Source organism: Candidatus Photobacterium acropomis (genome assembly GCF_030685555.1).
Lineage (GTDB): Bacteria > Pseudomonadota > Gammaproteobacteria > Enterobacterales > Vibrionaceae > Photobacterium > Photobacterium lucens.
This window is the reverse complement of sequence record NZ_CP131609.1, coordinates 2,435,544-2,454,892: the sequence shown is the minus strand read 5'-3', so window position 1 is coordinate 2,454,892 and position 19,349 is coordinate 2,435,544. Positions and strand designations below refer to the sequence as shown.

Below are 19,349 nucleotides of genomic sequence, written 5' to 3'. Positions count from 1 at the left end.
GGAGATAGTATGAAGATTTCTCCTGTAACTGAAAATGCATTTATGGTCGAGTTTGGGCAAGAAATTTGTTCAGAAACAACCTTGATCATTTCAGAATTTATTGCGTTTATGAAAGATAGATTTCAGCACGATTGTATTGATATCACGCCGTCTTACACCAAAGTCATGGTGCAATATCGTCCACATTCAAATGTGTATCTAACGATGATCGCTGGTATTGAATCATGGCATCTAGACCGACAAAGTCACGAATCAAAACACAGCAGTATGCAACGTCAATTACACCAGTTACCTGTTTACTATCATCAGGATGTTGCTCTTGATTTAGCGGTTGTTGCTAAGGCAAAAGGATTAACGCAGCAGCAGGTCATTGAACATCATTGCAATAAGATTTATGACGTAGGAGCGATTGGCTTTACCGCAGGTTTTGCCTTTTTATCGTCAGTAGATGATGAGATAGCCATACCACGACATTCAACACCAAGATTACAAATTCCAGCAGGAAGCGTTGGTATCGCTGATCAGCAAACAGCGATCTATCCCGATCAAAGCCCTGGTGGGTGGCACATTATTGGTAATTGCCCTCAATCACTGTTTGTTGAAGGTCGCTATCCGTTATCCATTTTTTCTATTGGGGATCGTGTGCAGTTTGTTTCGATCACCAGAGAAGCGTTTTTCGATCTGGGAGGGCAGTTATGGCAGCGTTAGAGATCCTTGAGTCAGGCATGCTGATCCAACTGCAAGATTTAGGACGGTATGGTGTTGCCGAGCATGGATTAAGCCAGGGTGGTGCAATGGATCTCCATGCCTATTGCTGGGCTAATTTGTTATTAAATAATGATCCAAATGCCACGCAGATCGAAATTACGTTGGGTCAAGCTTGTTTTAAGGTACTAGAGGATTGCTGTATTGCGTTAACGGGAGCAGATATGCATGCCACACTTGATGGCAATGTGCTTGCTCCGTGGCAAACATATCAATTAACTCAAGGACAACTATTACGTTTTGGGTATGCTCGTTATGGGCTTCGTGCTTATCTCGCTATCAAAGGAGGATTTGATGGTCCTAAATGCTTTGGTAGTGCTTCGACGGTACAGCGTAATCATTTGGGTGGAGCTGATGGTAAAGGTAATGCTCTAGCTGTTGGTCAATGTTTCTATGCGAAGGCATCATCTAGCCCATATTGTTATCAAGCGGTACCTGCCCGTTTTATTCCTCACTATCAGCATGAAATAACCGTATCTGTGATTGAGTCGTATCAAGCAGACAGCTTTACTGCTAAGCAAAAATCACGATTTTATTCGTCGCCGTATCAAGTTACCCAGCATAGTGATCGTATGGGCTGTCGTTTAACTGGCGAGAAAATAATGCCACAGCAAACAACATTAGTATCACAGCCGATAGCAAAGGGAGCGATTCAACTGCCACCAGATGGAGAGCCGATTGTGTTACTCAATGATCGGCAAACGCTGGGCGGCTACCCAATCATTGGTTGTATTACGCAGCACGATTTGTCCTTAGTCTGCCAGCTAAAACCCGGTGACAGTATTCGATTTGCATGTTTAACACCGCAGCAATTTGAACTAGAACAGCAGAAATGGTTTACTTTCTGTCGATTCTTTAATGTTTTTCAGACCTAACAGCAGAAGAAATAAAGGTGATTGGATGTATATATTTGGCTATGGAAGCCTGATCAACACGTGTTCTCGAAATCGTACTGGTAATACAGGCAAGTCTTATCCTGTTTTGGTACATGGCTTGCAACGAGCATGGGGAAATGTGGATGGTAGTTATCCTATCGCACCTTTGGTAGTTAAGCCTGGCAAAGGGGTATGTAACGGTGTGTTGATTGAAGTGGATGAGCAAGGTTTACGTGATTTTGATCTACGTGAACACGGTTATCAACGTATTCAAATTTCTGCAGAGCAAGTTGAGCTATTAGAACATACAGGGCTAGCACTTGCTGAGCCTATTTGGGTTTATATTAACACTAGGGCACAAGATCCTTGTGAGCAGTATCCAATTACTCAAACTTATGTGGATACCGTGATTGCTGGCTGTCTATCTGTTTCTTATCAATTTGCTGAGATGTTTGTGGCAACGACGTCAGGCTGGCAGCATCCGTATTGCAATGATCGCCATCAACCGAAATATGGCAATCTGGCTGGGGTTGATGATAAAGCGAGAGAGTTAATAGATTTGCTGATTGAAGAGGTTATCGCAAGCTCGCTTGCAGTGACGAATTATAAATAACAAGGTGAAGTAAACGGTGGCGAAACCGAATAAAAAAGGACCAACGAAAACCGTCGATATTTGTTGTTCTAAATGTAAAACGCTTTTATTTAAATACCGTAAAGGGGGTAAAGGCGCCTTAGTGAAATGTTTTAAAGAACGTATTGTAAAAGATTTCACTATAGAACCAGCTACTTGTCCTGAATGTGGCGGTATATTTGCCCGTGATACGCTTATTCGAGGAACGCCAGCGTTTAAAATTATTGGTGGCAAAGCTATCATGAAATAGAAAGAAAAAGCCGAGTGATTATCACTCGGCTTTCTATTATTTAAACAACTGCTTTGGTGGGCAATCAATCTTTTGACTCATTAGCACCGCATTTAAATCAATGATCTTACGATGATAAGTCGCTTTTACTAATTGATAATCTAACGATGGTGCAAACCATAGTGATAGCTGACGATCACTTTTACGTGTTTGGTTGACACGAATAGCTTTTATTTTGCCAAAGTTAGTATCAATAGTTTCAGTACCTGCTACTGTGAAGTAGTAGTGGCTGGTTTCATCACTATTTTGCATGATGAAATCAAAGTTCTTTTTACCCTCAATCAGATCAAGACGCATTTGGCTACCAATGGTATCACCATCGATTATCGGCATAAGATCTTCAGTGTATTTTTGGGTTTTACCATCTTCAATCACCGTACTACTACGGCCATCTTTACTGAATGTTGCGCTGACGCTACCAGCCATCAAGCCACGAATATTACGTTGGAACGAATCAGTTTGAAAACGTTGATGTTCATTAGACCAATGTAACTTAGAATGCATATTCATTTTTGATTTAGTGATCAATACATCCGCTTCAGCAGTTGTGTAGATATCTGCTTGGTTACCATTCCATACAATTCTACGTTGGTAGTTGCCGATTTTTGAGCCTTTGAAATAGACATTGTAATTCAGTGTCTTTTTACACTGGTGAAACTTGTTTGGAAATGCGTAAGCAGCATGACTTTGTGTTTGTTGTGTTACTTCTGTGCTCCCCGTAGCCGCAGCCATAGCTGAGACACTTAACAAGGGTAAAATTGACGCAGCAAATAAAGACAATAAACGCACAAGCACTCCTACAGCATTAAAATATAAAGAATAATAGCGTTTCATAGTTTACCAGATTTGATAACAAGATGATCATTTAGCACGGATTAAATACTAACAACAGTTTCAATTATAAGTGTCAGATATTTAGTGTCTCATCTTTATTCTTATAGCTTATTTTTAATAATAAGAATCAAATGAAATAAAAAATTAATATTTAGTCTTTTTATTATAAATCATAAGGTTAAACGAAAGCTGAAGTGATAATGAATAAATGGAAATTTTACTAAAATATAACATATTGTTATTTAACAGAATTCGTTCAAAAGGCTTTACATTATCGTTGTGACATTATGAAGGCAGTAATTTGACGTTTTGTTGTGAGGTGTCTATTTTTTATTCGCTTATGTCTAAAGAAAGAGGAGTGAGTGATGAAAAAAATGAACTCGTCATATCGATTACAGATCATAAAAGAAGTTGCGACTAGACAACGTATGAAATCGACTGATGATCCTATGGCGATGCATATCTCACAGCTACTAGAAAGTCATAAAAACGATAGACCTGTAAAACCTAAAACGACTTTTGATAACAGTCATTATGACGATCATGCGGGTGGTTGGGTAAGCAATTTATGGGACGAACCAAAATAGGATAGCAACACTCGCTGGAAGTGATGGATGAGGTACGGTTGAGATCGTACCTTTTTTGATCGTGAGGAATACGTTGAAGTAAGGTTTTTATTCATCGGCAACTGGAACAAACAGTGTGTCTGTTGTACATTGCGGTGTCTTTACATTTTTAGGCTAATTGATGAATTATACTGAACTCGATAATTACACGCGTAAATGGATTTTTACCCACGCTTCAATGCCAGTTCCTACGGCAGATCTTGAACAAATAAAGCCATTAACCCAGTCGCGTTCTGCGCAGCTTTGGCAAGAGCATATTAGTAAACAAAGTCCTGATGCTGATCACTTTGAACATGGTGACTGGGCATTTGATGCTAAAATCTGGTCAACAGCTGAAGATTGGCAAGATGCTTGGGATGATGACGAACCAGCATTGCCTGAAGCTATTCTTGAGGCAATTAAGTGGGAAGATAATACGACTGTTTACTTCTGCTATGAAAAGTACAACATCATAGAGACGAAATGGGGCGTATTTAAGCGCAATTGGAAGAACTTTTTGTTTTTTGATGACGGCCCAATCTTACTTGGTCGTAAACAAAAACAAGCGTTGTGGTTCCAGTCAAACGGTACTTATCAATTAGCGTCACGACCATAATATTACGCCCTGTAATGCAAACATCTCTGTGCGTTACAGGGCGTTGTTGCATCTGGACTATTCTTGTTGTTTTAGCCTCGTAATACACTGTTTAATATTATTTAATGCTTTTTTAAGGTTCTCTGGTGATGAATGAACAGAGCCTTCTTCAGTTATGATAGGTTGGCTCAGTGGTTCACCTAAGGCGATAAAAAATCGCGCACTATGATTTGTCGTTAATACCTTGATTGGCTGTGAGGAGTGTTCAAAGAGCCCCATTTGATTTGGGTGTAATTGGTTGTTTGCTACATATGCTTGACCTGAACGCACATAAATAAACCCAGCTTGATGCGTCTCTGGGGGGGTAAATGTCCAACATCCGTAAGATGACACAATAATATCGAAATAAATAATATTACAACGATGTTTTAATGGACTTTCTACACCTTCATAACTCCCTATAAGTACCTTAGTTGTTGCATGAATATCTTCAATTAACGGTAGCTGTTCATTGGTTATCTGCGTACTTGAAGGCGCTACCATCTCACCTTGAAGGTTAGCAGGTGATGCTGTCCACATTTGGAACGCTTCTGCAGTACCATGATGGTGCATCATCAGTGATTTATGCGCCATTCCATTGCCGCAACTCGTGAGCTGAATATCGCCACTTTTAATCCGATTTTTACCTGTAATACTATCAAAATGAAGAATTGTTCCAACAACAGGGTAGCTAATGGCATCAATGCCTGAATGACCATGAAGATCTAATTCGCTTTGTGAGTGGTTAATAGAGAGATAATGATCCCAAAGGATAAAAGGATTGGTATCAGGAAGATGATGATTATCGATATAGGTGATGATATTGCCATGTTTAACGCCATGCCGAATGGCTGCAATTTTTCTATTCATTGCTGCTGTTACCTGTTTTCGTAAAACTAGAAAACACGTTCATCTATAACCTTTAAAAGAAATATTGAACTCTTCTAAAGCCTAGTTGCTAATAGGCTGATTTGCAGGATTTGTTGTTAATAAAGTAACGACAAAGTGAAGGTCAAATAAATTGGAATGGCTAAATAAATATCAATCCTCACTTTAATTTAACATAAGGAATTAGGGGGACATTTAGAATTCAGCTAACATTTTTGAATGAAAACCCTTTTAGATATAGAGAGTGGTTATGAAAAAGTTTATTTTAGTTCTAGGTCTTATCGCATTAGGTGGATGTACAGTTTCTGGTCCTTCAATCAAGCCAGCAACCATTAAGGTTCCAGGTGTTGTTATTGAAGGCAGCCACGGTGGTCACTGTCCTCCAGGTCTTGCGAAGAAAGGTCGCTGTTAATATCAGGTTTTAGTGAAGCGGATTATTCCGCTTCATCTTTCATATCTAAAAACAATACTATATCAACAGTTTATAACGTATTCGTTGTCATTTTCCCCTTCTTCAATATTCCTATCTTAGTGTTTTCTCAGAATAAAAATAAGGCAATAAAGTAATATTATCGTTATTGCAGAATAAGAAATAACACATGTTTTATGACTATTACTGCACCTATGTTTTCTTTGTAATACAATAATTGGGCATGAGTTATTACTCATTATATTGATGAGATTATAGGAAACATAAATGTCCCTTTCTTTTGGTAGTTTGTTTAAACAACAGGCATTCATTAATGGTCAGTGGAGCGATGCTTTTTCTGGCAAAACTATGGATATTACCAATCCTGCAACAAATGAAGTGATTGGTCATGTTCCACATATGGGTGTTGAAGAAACCAATATTGCGATTGATGCGGCAGATAAAGCCTATCGTTTGTGGTCAAAAACCACGGCGAAACATCGCTCGACGATCTTGCGTCAGTGGTATGAGTTAATTGTTTCACACAGTGATGAATTAGCTCATATTCTTACTGTAGAGCAAGGTAAACCTTTAGCGGAAGCAAAAGGTGAAATCGCTTATGCAGCAAGCTTTGTTGAGTGGTACGCTGAAGAAGCAAAACGTTTGAATGGCGAAATGATCCCTAGCCATAAAGAAGATGCGCGTATTTTAGTGTCTCGCCAACCTGTTGGTGTGGTTGCAGCAATCACGCCTTGGAATTTCCCGGCCGCAATGATCACGCGCAAATGCGGTCCCGCTTTTGCTGCAGGTTGCTCGGTGGTATTAAAACCTGCACCTGATACTCCTTATACTGCATTTGCCCTAGCTGAACTTGCGCATCGTGCCGGTATTCCTGCAGGTTTATTTAACGTGATCACTGGTGATGCAGTAAAAATTGGTGCAGAGCTTACGAGCAATAAACGAGTACGTAAAATTTCATTTACTGGCTCTACTGCTGTTGGCAAATTATTGATGGCGCAATCAGCACCAACAGTAAAAAAAGTCTCATTAGAGCTTGGTGGTAATGCGCCTTTTATCGTCTTTGATGATGCTGATTTAGATCGTGCTATTGATGGATTGATGATCGCGAAATTTCGAAATGCTGGGCAAACTTGTGTATGTACAAACCGTATTTATGTCCATAGCAATATTTACGATGCATTCATGGATAAATTGGCTGAAAAAGTGTCTGCATTGACTGTCGGTAATGGTTTAGACAATGGCGTTACCATTGGTCCGTTGATCAATCGTGCTGCGGTAGAAAAAGTTGAGAAACATATCAACGATGCAATGATGAAAGGGGCTAACCTTGTTGTCGGTACTCGTGAACCATCAGCGACATGTTTTGTAAAGCCAACAGTTCTTGGCAATGTGACTGATAATATGTTGGTGGCGAGTGAAGAAACCTTCGGCCCATTGGCAGCCGTGTTTAAGTTCACTGAGGATCAAGATGTTATCGATCGTGCCAACAATACTGATTCAGGTTTAGCGGCTTATGTTTACACTCAATCGCTATCACGCGCTTTTAGAGTCAGTGAAGCATTGGAATACGGTATGGTTGGGGTAAACGAAGGTTTGATCTCAACTGAAGTTGCGCCATTTGGCGGGGTAAAAGAATCCGGTATTGGCCGAGAAGGGGCGCATCAAGGACTCGAAGAATATACTGAGATGAAATATACCTTAATGGGGGGCTTATAAGCCTTTTCGTGCGCATACTGTGTAAGCGTTAAATGATTAAGTAGCTAAGTTACAAGATGTTTCTTAGCTATTTTTCCTTTCTTCATTCCTGTTATGATGGCATTTTTCATGATGAGAATCGATATGCCTCAATCTAATCTAACTGTATTTAAATCATTGCTAGGCATATTGTCATTTATTCTTTTCTTCTTCTCTGCATTGCCAGCACAAGCTATTCCATTAGTGGGGTCGGCATGTGTTATTCGTCATGGTGATAAGGTGCTTGTGATCAAAGAAGAAATATCAGGAAAATTAGCGTTACCCGGCGGACAAATCGATCCAAATGACACGCCAGAACAAGCGGCAGTGCGTGAAGTTTATGAAGAAACGGGTTTACATGTTGAAGCAGTAAAACTGCTAAAACTTCGTGGCAATACCACGGTATTTGCTTGTGTGGCTAAACAGCCGATCCCTACCTCAAAAGTAACGCCTTACTTAAAGCCATTAGCCAAAATAGAGCCCGATGATTTATTGGTAAGCGCATGGCAAGCCAAGCATTTTGCCAAAGAAGTGAAGCGGGTATATTTACTCTCGGTTGATAATATTACTAAAGCTGATTATCGCTACCCGAATGATGTGCCATTGCTTAGCCCTTGGCTTAAACAAGTACCAGAAAGCGCTGTGACTGATAACGGGTTAGATTATCAATCAATTAGCCCGCTACATCAGTGGGAGTTACATCAGATCCAAGCGTTTCAGCAAACAATTAAGCATAGTTCAGAGCTCACTTATCGTATTTTTAACACTGTAATGCAGGTATTTAATTTACCGGGTGAGAAACCATTTATTGGTGTGTTATTACTCATTGCTGCGATTGGATTTGGTACAACAGGCTTGCTTGCTCTTGCGAGTATTTTGTTATCTGTGACTTTTACCGCATCAGTGATGAAGCTTTGGTTGGCATCTCCTCGACCTTTTTATATTTGGCCTGAGTTACAACAAGCCTCTGCCAGCGGTTTTGGATTGCCGAGTGGGCATACCTTTATGGCGACGGTGTTGTGGTTAATGCTTTGGTACAACTTACCTTTATTCATTAACCGTTTTAAAACAGATGCGATTACGAATATAAAAGTATTTCGTATGAAGGTACTGCCGTTTTTTATCTTGGCTATCGTGCTGCAAGCCGTCGCACGCGTATGGTTAGGGGTACATTTTATGTCTGATACCTTATTGGGTGTAACTGTTGGAATGCTACTCGCTTTAGCCTTGATTCAATGGCAGCGAAAAGGCTTGATGCTAAATAATATTTGGAACTGGCGATGCTGGGCTTTATTTAGTGCCGTGATTTTTGTTGCAGTGTGCTATTTCCAAGTACCTCAACAAGTCTATCTACTGGCATGTACATTAGCGATCAGCAGCGTTGTTTTTGTTTTGCATAAACGACAGGACAACACAATTGCTTGGTCAACTCGTTTCTTCTTAGGGTGTAGTTTAATCATGGCTGTCGTTGTCATCAGTGCTGCAGGACTGGGGCTTTCCCATATAGTGATCAGTACAGCTGCGCTATTGCTGATTAAAGTCATCACGGTTATGGCACTGGTTGGAGCCACTTTTGCTTTAACAGATTACATCTACCGAAGATATGGGCGTAAAACTTATTGAGTGATTACAGCCTAAGTGCGATTGCTTGTTTTGTTCCATGTCGTTGTAAGGTAAAGTGAAGGGATAACTATTTCTAAAATTTGATTTGCCGTGAGTATATTCTTAGTGTTCACGGCTCCATAAATATTCAATTAGAGAAGGCCAGTAGTCGTAGGAAACGACTTCGCTATCAGCGATAGCGCACACTGGAAAAGGAGCACAATGTTACCTGCATTAACCCATCAAAACAGTATTGAGCAATTGGTACTGTCTTATCTTGACGAATTATCAGCAGCTGGCTTTCGTGGCGACATTGAAAAGAGTTATGCCAGCCGTCTTGCAGTGGCAACGGATAACAGTGTTTATCAAGTTATTCCTCAAGCTGTCGTTTTACCAAAAGATATTGATGATCTGAAACTGCTTGGCCAAGTTGGTCAGCAAGATAAATATCAGAAAATTACGTTTTCACCTCGTGGTGGGGGTACTGGTACTAATGGTCAATCATTAACACCGGGTGTGGTGGTTGATATTTCTCGCCACATGAACAAGGTATTAGAAGTCAATCCTGAAGAGGGCTGGGTACGTGTTCAAACCGGTGTTGTGAAAGATCAACTGAATGATGCGTTACGCCCACACGGTTACTTTTTCTCACCCGATCTTTCAACCAGTAATCGTGCTACCGTGGGTGGCATGATTAACACTGATGCTTCAGGGCAGGGTTCACTAAAATACGGTAAAACGTCTGATCATGTATTATCACTGACTGCGGTGTTAGTCGATGGCTCGGTATTAACAACAGAAGCATTAGACTATACTCAAATTAATGCGATTGATGGTGATGATCTTGCGGCGAAAGTCGTTAAAACCACGGCACAGATTTGTCGTGATAAACGCCAGCAAATTATTGATAAGTTCCCACCATTAAACCGTTTTCTTACCGGTTATGATTTAAAAAATGTTTACGATGATGCGCTGACTCAGTTTGATATTGGTCGATTATTGTGTGGTGCAGAAGGCTCACTGGCATTTATCGCAGAAGCCAAACTGAACATTACACCTATTCCTAAATCGCGCACATTAGTGAACATTAAATACGACAGTTTTGATTCTGCCTTGCGTAATGCACCTATGATGGTTGAAGCGCAGGCGTTATCTGTTGAAACTATTGATTCAAAAGTATTAAACCTAGCGAAGCAAGATATTGTTTGGAACACCGTAAATGATTTGCTGACCGATGTACCGGGTAAAGAAATGCTTGGTATTAACATGGTGGAGTATGCCAGTAATGATGTGGCAGAAAACCAGCAGCAAGTGAGTGCGTTGTGTGAAAAACTCGATGAAATGATTGCTGCTAACCAAGCAGGGATCATTGGCTATCAAGTGTGTGATGAATTAGCCAGCATTCAAAAGATCTACACCATGCGTAAAAAAGCAGTAGGTTTATTAGGTGCAGCTAAAGGCAGTAAAAAGCCGATTGCATTTGCAGAGGATACTTGTGTCCCACCTGAAAACTTGGCCGATTTTATCGCTGAGTTCCGCCAGTTACTGGATGAAAAACAGCTGAATTATGGCATGTTTGGTCACGTCGATGCAGGGGTGCTTCATGTGCGTCCAGCTCTTGATATGTGCGATCCTGAGCAAGAACGTTTGATGAAGGAAGTTTCTGATCAAGTGGTTGCGCTGGTGGCGAAGTATGGCGGTTTAATGTGGGGCGAACACGGCAAAGGTTTCCGCTCTGAATATGGTCCTGCATTTTTTGGTGATGAGTTATTTACTGAACTTCGTCGTATTAAAGCGGCATTTGATCCTGATAACCGTTTAAATCCGGGTAAAATTTGTACGCCACTCGGTAGCGATGATCAATTAGTGAAAGTTGATGATCGTAAGCGTGGTTTCTACGATCGCCAGATCCCAGTTAATACCCGTGATAGCTTTAAACAAGCGATGGAATGTAACGGTAATGGTTTGTGTTTCAACTACGATACAAGCTCACCTATGTGTCCATCCATGAAGATCACCGCTGATCGTCGTCATTCACCAAAAGGGCGAGCAGGGCTTGTTCGTGAATGGTTGCGTCAATTAGCAGAGCAAGGCGTTAATGCTGATGAGTTAGAGCAAAAGCTACTAACCACCACACCGACGATTAAACAAATCATTGATCGTCTAAAAAACAGTTATGGTGAGCGTCGTAAACAGTACGATTTCTCTCATGAAGTCATGGATGCAATGAATGGCTGTTTAGCCTGTAAAGCGTGTGCGAGTCAGTGTCCAATCAAGGTCGATGTACCTAGTTTCCGTTCTCGTTTTATGAACATTTACTACAGCCGATATCAACGTCCAGCCAAAGATTATCTGGTGGCTTACGTTGAAAGTTACTTGCCATTAATGGCAAAAGCGCCGGGTGTGATGAATGCGATTACACGTCCGCAGTGGTCGAAAAAGCTGACAGAAAAAGCCATCGGTTATGTTGATATGCCATTACTGTCGTTACCAACGTTGAACGAGCAGCTAGATGGACATCATGCATTGCGTTTTGATCTGCAATGGCTTCAGGCTTTGTCAGAGCAAGAGCGTAAGAATTACGTTTTGATTGTTCAAGACCCATTTACTAGTTTCTATGATGCTGAAGTGGTGAAAGACTTCATTACTTTAATTGAAAAGCTTGGTAAAAAGCCGATTTTGGTGCCGTTTAAGCCCAATGGTAAAGCGCAGCATGTGAAAGGTTTCCTACGTCAATTTGCTAAAACTGCACGTAATACCGCTGATTTCTTGAATCAATTAGCTGTGCTCAATATTCCAATGGTGGGCGTCGATCCTGCTCTGGTGCTGTGTTATCGCGATGAGTACGCAGAAGTATTGAAAGAAACCCGTGGTAAGTTTGAAGTGTTAACTGCGCATGAGTGGTTATTACCTTTGTTACCAGAGCTAAAGCAATACAGTTCAACGGATGATAAGCCTTGGTATCTCTTTGCTCACTGTACAGAAAAAACCAAGCTGCCAAATGCGGAAAAGCAGTGGGGAGAGATCTTCAATCACTTTGGTGTCACACTACAATCTATTGCGGTGGGTTGTTGTGGGATGGCAGGAACGTTTGGTCATGAGAAAGATAAGTTAGAGACGTCAAAAGGGGTGTATAACTTAAGCTGGAAACCAAATATTGAGCAACTTGATAATTCACGTTGTATGGCAACAGGTTATTCTTGCCGAAGCCAAGTAAAACGTTTTGAACACATTAAGTTTAAGCATCCAGTACAAGTGCTATTAAAAGCGGTACAAGAAGCTTAATGATTTGATCAAGCGTAGATACTAAAAAAGCGAGCTGATGCTCGCTTTTTTTGTGTTTGATGCAATAACGATATTAGTCGTTATTTGGTGCTAACCAACGGTATACCCAACCTGCTAGAACCGCACCGATAAGTGGCGCAACCCAGAACATCCATAGTTGAGATGTTGCCCAGTCACCAACAAACAGAGCAGGACCAGTACTACGAGCAGGGTTCACTGATGTGTTTGTTACAGGGATACTGATCAAGTGGATTAGTGTTAGTGCTAGACCAATTGCTAAGCCAGCCATTTGTGGTGATGCTAACTTGTGCGTTGCACCTAGGATCACAAATAGGAACATGAATGTCATTACTACTTCAGTTACGAAAGAAGATAGTAGTGAGTAGTGACCTGGAGAGTGCTCACCGTAGCCATTAGAGGCGAAACCGCCAGCAAGATCGAAACCTGCGTGACCACTTGCAATAACGTAAAGCACAGCAGCACCAGCGATACCACCAAGAACTTGAGAAATTACGTATGGAACGACTTCACCTGCTGGAAAACGGTTACCCGCCCATAGACCTACAGTAACAGCAGGGTTTAGGTGACAGCCTGAAATATGACCAATCGCGTATGCCATAGTTACAACAGTCAAACCGAATGCTAGTGCAACACCTAGGAAACCGATACCAAGATCTGGATAAGCAGCAGCAAGAACAGCACTACCACAACCACCTAGCACTAACCAGAATGTACCGATGAACTCGGCAACCAATTTTTTCATCATATTTCATTTCCTTACTTAACTAAAAACGGCGCACATAATGAATTAAAAACACCGTTCAATCTAGAGACGTCCATATTTTATAAAGTTAAATTATCTTAATTTATCTTAATTCAACTAAATTCATGGTTATTATAGCAAAAATTACGAAAGCTAAAGGTGGTGAAAATTCTTAAATTGTCATTTTTATGTCAGTTAATCAACGAGTTACGAAAATTGTTGAGTAAATGTATTCTTATGCTGCGTGATCGTGTGAAGGTGGTCGTAAAGTCGTTTTTTCACTTTTAAAGAAGTCTTTTGTATCAGCAATTATATGGCAATGTGTGTCAGTCCAATGGCGAAGTTGGATCATGCCATCATGGGTTTCGGTCAATAATGTACAATTTTCCACCCAATCACCGCAGTTGGCATACATTATTTCCTTACATAGACGTAAGTCAGGCTGGTGGATATGGCCACAAATAATGCCATCGACCTGTTGGCTTTCAGCATGTCTAATAGCTGCTTGGCGAAAACGAGCAATGGCTTGATGAGCTTTATCGACCCGCTGTTTTAAATAGCTTGCCAGTGACCAATAGGGCTTGTTCATTTTGCGACGAGTGACGTGTAACCAACGATTGAGGAACAGTAAAAAGTCATAACCTTTGTCGCCTAAATAGCTATGAAAACGGTTAACGGTAACGTAATCATCAAACTCATCACCATGGAGCGCTAAGATTTTTTTTCCTATTGCCGTGGTATGAATGTATTGGCGTTCGAGTTGGATATGACCAAAATCGTAGTGTAAGAAGTCACGAATTTTCTCATCGTGATTACCTGGGATATAAATGACTTTACAGCCGTGATGTGCTTTATCTATGAGTAGGTTAAGAAGGGCATGGTGACTTTGAGGCCAGTAGGCGCGATGTTTTTGTGACCAGAGATCAATAATGTCGCCAACTAAAATAATGGTCTCTGCTTGGTTATGCTCAAAGAAATCGAGCAGATAATCTATTTTACAATCGCGACAGCCAAGGTGTATATCGGATAACCATAGGGTGCGATAAGTATTGATATTCATGATCAACAGTACTCTGTTTAGGATGAATTTTTACGCTATCGCTGTTATATGACTCTTAGGTGGCTATTTGATGAACTTCCGGTGTCGCGATTTTTTACTTTGCTTACAAGCATTAATCACTTTCGTCAAACAGGTAAGTCTCAATTTGATCGGAGAGCCATTTGATCACAGGTGTTCGACGAGACTCACTTTCTACCACTTCACCATATGCTTGCCAGTTCATGGCGCGGTTATATTTAATGACTTTTAATGTACCTTCACGTAGGTGCTGCTTGATTAAAATTGCAGGTAAGTATGACCAACCGGTTTGATCTAATACCGCATCACGCAAATGCTCGTAAAATGATAAGGCTATGTATTTACCAGCTTTCGGCGTGACGATTTTTAAGTTTTCTTCATCAATGTAAGCCACGGCAATTTCAGTAAAGCGTTCAAGATCGGCACTGGTCACTTTACGCAGTTGGCTCAAAGGGTGATCTTTGTGCGCCACTGACATGACACGAATTTGGCCTAAATCGATTTGATGTAAACGTGAGAGTTGATGAGTGTCAGGTATTAAGCCGTATGCGACATCAACAAGGTTTTGCGTCACCATATCTTCTAGTTCTTGCGGTGGCGCACTATAGATAGACACACTGGTTTGCGGGAATTGATGACGAATTTCCCGTAATAGTTTTCGCCATACCGATTCAGGCAACGAATCATCACGCGCGATACGAATAGTTGATTCAACACCTGCAAGATGCTGCGCACAGCGTGTTTCTATGTCACGGGCAATTAACAACATACGCTCGAAATCGTTAGCAATGGCATCACCAACGTCGGTGGGAATAATTTGGTTTCCCGTTCGGTTTAATAGGGCTATTCCTAATTCATCTTCTAATGCACTTAATGCTGCACTGACTGTTGTACGACTTTTTCCGAGTTTTCTCGCGGCTTCTGCGATAGAACCTGTTTTTATTGCATACAAAAACATTTCAATTTGGTTGGTTCTCATACAGGGTATCACCAGTTAAGAATAAGAACGTTGATGCTCAATGTAGCGACGAAAAAATTGTCGCTCAGTGATTATGCTATAACTATAACTCACGTTATTCTGTATTCAGAATCATTTTTCAAGTTAAAAACGACGAATAATTTGTCGATTGAGGTTTATATGTCTAGCAAGATACAACAAGAGCGTGGTTTGCTGTTGTTGTCAACAGTATCATCATTTTCATTTGCGGTAATAGGGATTGTTTTAGGGTCAATTGTTGGCTCGTTGGTAATTGTGTTTGATGGTGCCTATTCACTGGTCAGCTTAGCATTAACAATGCTATCACTTGGTGCAGCGCACTATATTAATAAGCCTGAAGTGGATAAAAACACCCCTCAATTTGCAATGATTGAACCATCTGTAATAGCTATCAAAGGTAGTGTAATTGCGGTGATGTGTTTATGGTCTTTCTACTCTGCAGTAGAAGCAATTTTAGCTGGTGGTCGTGACATTAACGCAGGCGTAGCACTAGCCTTTGGTATGGTAAGCGTAGTGGGTTGTTATGCTACATACCGTTATATTAAATTAAAAAGTCAGAACATTGATTCTGCATTAGCACAAGCTGAAGCTAAGCAGTGGGTGATGGATACCGTGATCAGTGTGGCTGTTTTAGCTGGTTTCTTTATCGCGAAATTATTGATGATGACGAAATATGCTGACTACGCAACCTATGCCGATCCAGTGATGGTAGTGTTAGCTTCTGTATACTTCATCATTGTACCAGTAAAAATGGTATGGCATTCAGTTCACGAGTTATTAGATATTCACCATCATCATGGTCATCAGTTTGCCCATGCGATGAAATGAAATAAATAAGATAAGGCCAGTCCTATTACGATAGAACTGGCCTTATTTTTATTCGGTAAATTTAGCGACCGAGTAAAAGGGTATCTTCAATTTCGCGGTAATGCGCTGCGCTATTGATAAGAGAAGCAGCTGTTAATCCTGGGACGCCGTAGACTTCAACGATGGCGTTATATTTGGTTTGTACTTTATCAACCAGTAGATCAAAGTCACCGTCACCTGAAAGTAGGATAATACGATCCACTTCTGGCGCATGTTCAATCACATCTAACGTGATGCCCACATCCCAATCACCTTTAGCTGAGCCATCACTACGTTGGATAAAGGGCTTCAGTTTTACATCAAATCCAATTGCTCGCAGAATATTTTGAAATTGTCTCTGTTTCTCATCACCTTTGTGGATGGCATAGGCGTAAGCTGCAACGATTTCTCTGTCTTGTGATACTTCAGACCAGAAGGCGTTGTAGTCGAAGTTAGCGTGATATTTTTCTCTTACTGTGTAGTAGATGTTTTGTACATCGACAAAGATAGCAACTTTTTCCACGAGAATTCCAAATTGGTTGAATATAAAGGCTATGGTGCAGAATTGACGTTGATAATTCAACTTTTATTGAACACTGTACCGTTCTTGCTTGTTTTTTCATCAGTAAGTTAAGTATTAGGCGTTAAACGCATACTGTTGCGATACTAGATGGAATAAAAACAGAAAAATGTGGTCTTAATAAAAAGAAAAATATTGTCATTAGACGATTTAAGAGATGCGATACATATGAATAAGTTATTGATTGGCGGTTTGTTATTAACGTCAAGTTCTGCTTTTGCTCAGAGCTGTCCGATTGATGTACCCAATCCTATCCATTTTGAAAATGGCGGTATTTCTGTATATGAACAAGGTCAGCCTAAATTGGTGATCGATAAAAATAATGATCTGTACATCAATGGCTCAAAGGTGGATTTAACAGCGGTGCAGCAAAAAGCGATAGATGCTTACAGTAAAGATGTTCAAATCTATTTGCCACAAATGGCGCAATTAGCCCAAGAAGGGGTAGGGATGGCGACAGATGTATTAGGCACGGTTGCTAATAGTTTTGAATCTAAAGATGCCTTTAATCAGGTGCAAAGTTTGATTAATCACTTAGGTGAGCAAGCACATGACAAGTTTTATAACTCGAAAGGCGAATTTGTCATGCCAGCTGAGGTCTTTTCTTCAATGGATGGTGATTGGAAAACAGAGTTTGAATCTGCCATGAAACAAGTGAGCGTTGAATCCGTCGCTGGGGTGTTTGCAGCACTTTCTGAAGAAATGAAAAATGGTAATTTAGACTTTACTCAGCTACAGAGTAAGTTTGCTGATTTAAAGAATCGTTTAAGTGAGCAAATGGTACAGCGAAGTGATGAAATGAAAGTGAAGGCGAATGCGCTTTGTGGCTCGATTGAAGGATTAGCGGAGCAAGAGAAGCAACTTCAACAAGCGATCCCGCAACTTAAAGATGTACCTATGTTTGAAATTTAATCGCATTGGTGAGTGATAAAATAGCGCAGTTTTGCGCTATTTTTGTTTGTGTTCACTTTTTGTTCTAAATTTGAACTATGTGTTAAGCTAATAAGATAAAGCATTAATAAGCTAGTGTATTTTAAGGAAGAATTAACGTCTGCGTGTGATAGTACACTTAGGGGATTAAAAGTAATTAAGGCTGATAGGAGACACGAATGATAAAGATTACAGTGATTATTGGTCTATTACTTTTTGCATACTGGGTGATGCGTTTTATGTCACCAACCAATCAACGAAAAGTGGTGCTTGGTCTGTTTTCGGTATTGGGAAGCGCTGCGATTATTTTTATGGCGTTTGAATTATTTCGTTAATAAAAAGGCATGAGAAGATAGGATCTCTCATGCCTTTTTGTTGTCTTTTAGTATCTTACTTTAGCCGTAATTACAGTAGATCTGTTAGTGCGATACCGACACCAATACGTTGCTGCTTGTGGTTATAATCAATTAGGTTCTCACCATAACCCGTAGAATACTTAGTATATCCACGTAGTTTACCCCATAGTGGGAAGGTTAAGCCTAATTCACCATAGCCTTTATGGGTGGCGAAGTTTTCACGACCAACAAAGCTAAATTCATAATCATCCCACTTATAAACTGCGCCGACTTGGAAATGCCCCATGTATTTTTCAATATCTGGGTTGTCGTCTCCTGACGGAGAATTAGGCTCTTTCTTGTCGTCTTCGGGAATGCGCCACCAAGGTCGTACAGTAAAGGCAAAGTTACCTTTTTCAAAAATCAAATCCGTATATACACGGTTCCAACTACGCGAAAGCCCTTGAGTTCTGCCATTCGATTGGTGCTCAATACCTATGGTTGCCCATGTATTACCACCAAATGGTGTCCAAGGGGTTGGTGCAAGATAAAACATTTCTGGTCGATAGTTAGTTTCTCTAAATGGACGAGAAATATCACCTGCATAAACCTGCCAGTACGAGTTAAGCGTAAAGGCAAGGAATAGCCCATCACCATCAATTAACAGATCATCGTAATTCAGTGGGGTTTTAAAGCTGATCTGAAATTCGGCTTCAGCATTTTTTAAATGGTTATCCCACTCAGAACCTGCATACGCAGCGCGGTTAATACTGTCAGTTAACGTGACTGGCAGAAAGTAGTTCATACGATGAGGGGTGATCACAAACGGGTCAAATGTAGTCTCACGTTCATGTTGTAGACGTTGCGTGATCATCGGAGTTTCAGGCGTATTATCTGCATGAGTGACGATTTTCTGGCAACGGGTACGGATTTGGTTAATGGTCAATTCACCGCTTTGATTTTTTACTGCGTTTAATAGACACGCGTCATAGTCGTCGTCAGATGAGGCTAAAGCCATTGTGGGCGCAGTGAATAGCGTGAATAAGAAAAAATGAGTAATAGATTTCACAGTGAATAAACTTCCCTGAATAAGTCGTTATGAATACTTACGTAAATAAAATATAAGATATTTTAGTTACTTACTATCAATACGTTCCTATTATACATATCAATTGTCAATGTTTGGTTAAATAAAAAACGCTGCATTAAAAGCAGCGTTTTTATATAGCATTGTTTATTCTTGTTAGG

20 protein-coding genes are annotated in these 19,349 nt (G+C 40.4%); 13 read left to right on the top strand and 7 right to left on the bottom strand.

Annotated elements, in window-relative coordinates:
• Positions 1–9 precede the first annotated feature (9 nt).
• From pxpB to Q7657_RS18210, 4 genes are read left to right on the top strand one after another with little or no spacing between them, the layout of a single operon-like run.
• Positions 10–708, top strand: a complete 699-nt coding sequence (pxpB, locus tag Q7657_RS18225) for a 5-oxoprolinase subunit PxpB (protein ID WP_107165287.1) — start codon at positions 10–12, stop codon at positions 706–708.
• On the top strand, positions 696–1,640 hold the full coding sequence (locus Q7657_RS18220; RefSeq protein ID WP_107165286.1) for a 5-oxoprolinase subunit C family protein: 945 nt from the start codon (positions 696–698) through the stop codon (positions 1,638–1,640). The genes pxpB and Q7657_RS18220 overlap by 13 nt, the downstream gene beginning before the upstream one ends.
• 25 nt (positions 1,641–1,665) lie before the next feature.
• Entirely contained in the window at positions 1,666–2,253 is a 588-nt protein-coding gene (locus Q7657_RS18215) for a gamma-glutamylcyclotransferase family protein (protein ID WP_107165285.1), read from the top strand.
• Between the two features lie 16 nt (positions 2,254–2,269).
• Positions 2,270–2,521, top strand: a complete 252-nt coding sequence (locus Q7657_RS18210; RefSeq protein ID WP_107165284.1) for a hypothetical protein — start codon at positions 2,270–2,272, stop codon at positions 2,519–2,521.
• A gap of 36 nt (positions 2,522–2,557) precedes the next feature.
• On the opposite strand, the gene Q7657_RS18205 is transcribed toward Q7657_RS18210, so the two are convergent.
• Positions 2,558–3,349, bottom strand: coding sequence for a DUF3108 domain-containing protein (locus Q7657_RS18205; RefSeq protein ID WP_107165283.1), 792 nt, complete (start codon positions 3,347–3,349; stop codon positions 2,558–2,560).
• Between the two features lie 410 nt (positions 3,350–3,759).
• Between Q7657_RS18205 and Q7657_RS18200 the strand changes: the two genes are divergently transcribed.
• The gene (locus tag Q7657_RS18200; protein ID WP_053986816.1) at positions 3,760–3,981 is read left to right on the top strand and encodes a hypothetical protein; all 222 of its coding nucleotides are present in this window, start codon (positions 3,760–3,762) and stop codon (positions 3,979–3,981) included.
• A gap of 160 nt (positions 3,982–4,141) precedes the next feature.
• Entirely contained in the window at positions 4,142–4,615 is a 474-nt protein-coding gene (locus tag Q7657_RS18195) for a DUF2947 domain-containing protein (RefSeq protein WP_107165282.1), read from the top strand.
• A 57-nt stretch (positions 4,616–4,672) separates the two neighbouring features.
• On the opposite strand, the gene Q7657_RS18190 is transcribed toward Q7657_RS18195, so the two are convergent.
• Complete coding sequence (locus Q7657_RS18190) at positions 4,673–5,503, bottom strand: pirin family protein (protein ID WP_107165281.1); 831 nt, start codon at positions 5,501–5,503, stop codon at positions 4,673–4,675.
• Positions 5,504–5,771: 268 nt separating this feature from the next.
• Here Q7657_RS18190 and Q7657_RS18185 point away from each other — a divergent pair, with 268 nt between their 5' ends.
• From Q7657_RS18185 to ydiJ, 4 genes are all read left to right on the top strand, one after another.
• The gene (locus Q7657_RS18185) at positions 5,772–5,933 is read left to right on the top strand and encodes a hypothetical protein (RefSeq protein ID WP_164488051.1); all 162 of its coding nucleotides are present in this window, start codon (positions 5,772–5,774) and stop codon (positions 5,931–5,933) included.
• 285 nt (positions 5,934–6,218) lie between these two features.
• Positions 6,219–7,667: an NAD-dependent succinate-semialdehyde dehydrogenase gene (locus tag Q7657_RS18180; RefSeq protein ID WP_107165280.1), complete on the top strand. Its 1,449-nt coding sequence runs from the start codon at positions 6,219–6,221 to the stop codon at positions 7,665–7,667.
• 108 nt (positions 7,668–7,775) lie between these two features.
• Positions 7,776–9,308, top strand: coding sequence for a bifunctional NUDIX hydrolase/phosphatase PAP2 family protein (locus tag Q7657_RS18175; protein WP_258178224.1), 1,533 nt, complete (start codon positions 7,776–7,778; stop codon positions 9,306–9,308).
• Positions 9,309–9,509: 201 nt separating this feature from the next.
• Positions 9,510–12,572 (top strand): D-2-hydroxyglutarate dehydrogenase YdiJ, encoded by a 3,063-nt coding sequence (gene ydiJ, locus Q7657_RS18170; protein WP_107165279.1) that lies wholly within the window; start codon positions 9,510–9,512, stop codon positions 12,570–12,572.
• A 73-nt stretch (positions 12,573–12,645) separates the two neighbouring features.
• Here the strand turns inward: ydiJ and aqpZ are convergent, their stop codons facing one another.
• The 3 genes from aqpZ to Q7657_RS18155 form a co-directional block, all read right to left on the bottom strand.
• Entirely contained in the window at positions 12,646–13,335 is a 690-nt protein-coding gene (gene aqpZ, locus Q7657_RS18165) for an aquaporin Z (RefSeq protein ID WP_219908789.1), read from the bottom strand.
• 235 nt (positions 13,336–13,570) lie between these two features.
• Entirely contained in the window at positions 13,571–14,395 is an 825-nt protein-coding gene (locus tag Q7657_RS18160; RefSeq protein ID WP_107165277.1) for a UDP-2,3-diacylglucosamine diphosphatase, read from the bottom strand.
• A gap of 112 nt (positions 14,396–14,507) precedes the next feature.
• The gene (locus Q7657_RS18155; RefSeq protein WP_061013806.1) at positions 14,508–15,392 is read right to left on the bottom strand and encodes a LysR family transcriptional regulator; all 885 of its coding nucleotides are present in this window, start codon (positions 15,390–15,392) and stop codon (positions 14,508–14,510) included.
• A gap of 159 nt (positions 15,393–15,551) precedes the next feature.
• On the opposite strand from Q7657_RS18155, the gene Q7657_RS18150 reads away from it, so the two are divergent.
• Positions 15,552–16,238, top strand: coding sequence for a cation efflux transmembrane domain-containing protein (locus Q7657_RS18150; RefSeq protein ID WP_053986807.1), 687 nt, complete (start codon positions 15,552–15,554; stop codon positions 16,236–16,238).
• Between the two features lie 61 nt (positions 16,239–16,299).
• Here Q7657_RS18150 and Q7657_RS18145 read toward each other — a convergent pair whose 3' ends face one another.
• Entirely contained in the window at positions 16,300–16,779 is a 480-nt protein-coding gene (locus Q7657_RS18145) for a LabA-like NYN domain-containing protein (RefSeq protein ID WP_053986806.1), read from the bottom strand.
• Between the two features lie 225 nt (positions 16,780–17,004).
• Between Q7657_RS18145 and Q7657_RS18140 the strand changes: the two genes are divergently transcribed.
• Both Q7657_RS18140 and Q7657_RS18135 read left to right on the top strand, forming a co-directional pair.
• On the top strand, positions 17,005–17,748 hold the full coding sequence (locus Q7657_RS18140) for a YggN family protein (protein ID WP_107165276.1): 744 nt from the start codon (positions 17,005–17,007) through the stop codon (positions 17,746–17,748).
• A gap of 197 nt (positions 17,749–17,945) precedes the next feature.
• On the top strand, positions 17,946–18,101 hold the full coding sequence (locus Q7657_RS18135; RefSeq protein WP_164488050.1) for a hypothetical protein: 156 nt from the start codon (positions 17,946–17,948) through the stop codon (positions 18,099–18,101).
• Positions 18,102–18,171: 70 nt separating this feature from the next.
• On the opposite strand, the gene Q7657_RS18130 is transcribed toward Q7657_RS18135, so the two are convergent.
• Entirely contained in the window at positions 18,172–19,170 is a 999-nt protein-coding gene (locus Q7657_RS18130; protein WP_107165275.1) for a phospholipase A, read from the bottom strand.
• Positions 19,171–19,349: the final 179 nt, after the last annotated feature.